The following is a 1763-nucleotide window of genomic DNA, read 5'->3' as shown; positions in this document are numbered from 1 at the left end:
CAGAGTTAGGGTTGGCGTGATTCATAATTTTCAAGGCTCGGAAGAGGAAGTCATTATTTTTGACACTGTTGAAGGAGTAGGAGCTAAAAAATGGTCAATGCTAAATGAATATAATAATAGCGAAGAAGCAAAAAAGCTGATAAATGTTGCAATTACGCGTGCTAAGTCTAAACTCTATATTATTGCAAATGTTAAATATATTGAAAAAGAGTTTCCAAAGGATGGACTTATTAGGGAGGTAATAGATTATGTAAAATCATATGGCTTGGTCATAAATTCAAGCGAAATTATAAAGAATTGGAGGGCTGAAGACTTCGATAAATCGGTAAATTTGATATATCAAGGTGCTTCTCAATCTATTAAAGGAAGTTTGCTTTACAACCAATATGAGTTCTGGCAGTCATTTATTGAAGATCTCAAAAATGCAAAAGACAGAGTTATTATATTAAGTCCGTTTGTATCGATAGGAGGAACAAACAAGCTCTTAAATTTGTTTATATCGCTCATCAATAGAGGTGTTAAAATTTTTGTTATTACAAGACCTCCCGCCAAACAAGCCTCCTTAGCGGAGCAGTCTAAGGAGTCAATAGAAAAACTAATAGAAGTTGGAGTAAATGTAAGTTTTTGGAGTGAAATGCATCAAAAAATCTCTATAATTGATGATCAAATTTTGTGGGAAGGAAGTCTTAACATATTGAGCCACAATTATACCGAAGAGCAGATGAGACGATTTGAAGGAAAGAATACTATCGAGCAAGTTTATGATAATTTGAATCTTAGGGACTTTTTCTTGTCTCAAAATGTCGATAAGTATTGTCCTAAGTGTTTATCTAAAGGGATAAAAAGCCTTGTGACACTAAAAAGTGGTAAATTTGGCTATTTTTATGCTTGTACAAATCCGAATTGTGATTGGATTTCTCCTTTTAAAAATGGAATTCCTTCAGTAAGAGATAATGAAACCTCCAGTAAACTTAATAGCAAGGCTTTGAGTCAACACTATTCTCAAAATGAAGAGTGGGAAACCTCCATTTGCTATTGGAGCCTTAAGGAAAAGCCAGGCTATAAGTATTCAACAAAAAGAAATGCCTGGTATAAAAGAAAGCAGCGATTATAAATCTCGCTTTATGCTATACTTTACTTTATCAATATTGCTATAATCGAAATTATCAAACTTATTATTGAAATGACTATTGCAATTGTTGAGATTCTTCTGTCGCTAAGCTTGTAATAACTGTCTGTTGCAAATCCACCAATTTTTGTTTTTATTACCCTGTCCTGTATAAGGCGATTTAGTTCGTTTCGTGAGTTTTCAAGAAATCTCTTTGTGCGGGCTTTTGGAATACCAAATTCCTTTAATTTTTACTGATAATTGGATCTATTTCGTCAAGAAATGATTCAAAAGATTTCTTTATCTCAAGCCACTCTTCTTCGTTTAATCTTAAGGAAGGCGTGTTCAATTCATCAATAACTTTATTAATGCTTTTAGCAATTTCTTCATTGAAGATTCTTTTAAATTTACTCACAACAACGCCAGGAAAAATATCTTCTTCAGAACGAATTTCTTCAGTAAATGTATTGTATTTTTCTTGCAGGAGATCTTTTAATATTGCGGATTCCCTTGAAAATATTTCATTTATTGCTTCTTTTCTATCCTTTGTTTTCATAGTGTTTCCCTCTCAATATTAGTATATAGTTATCAAAGTAAAAGTAAAGATTCTATATATTGCAAATAAAAATTATGTAGTGTTCCCTAAATTGGGTGA

At 32.2% G+C, this 1763-nt stretch carries 2 protein-coding genes; one reads left to right on the top strand and one right to left on the bottom strand.

Annotated elements, in window-relative coordinates; translation table 11 throughout:
* The coding region (locus JHC30_00650) for a topoisomerase DNA-binding C4 zinc finger domain-containing protein (protein MCI4462669.1) at positions 1 to 1114 on the top strand (1114 nt) is incomplete at its 5' end.
* Between the two features lie 238 nt (positions 1115 to 1352).
* Here the strand turns inward: JHC30_00650 and JHC30_00645 are convergent.
* Positions 1353 to 1664, bottom strand: a complete 312-nt coding sequence (locus JHC30_00645) for a hypothetical protein (GenBank protein ID MCI4462668.1) — start codon at positions 1662 to 1664, stop codon at positions 1353 to 1355.
* Positions 1665 to 1763: the final 99 nt, after the last annotated feature.

Origin of the sequence: Caldisericum sp. (genome assembly GCA_022759145.1) — a bacterium.
In the GTDB taxonomy this organism is placed as follows: Bacteria; Caldisericota; Caldisericia; order Caldisericales; family Caldisericaceae; genus Caldisericum.
The sequence above is the reverse complement of the archived record's forward strand: the minus strand, read 5'-3'. Positions and strand labels throughout refer to the sequence as shown.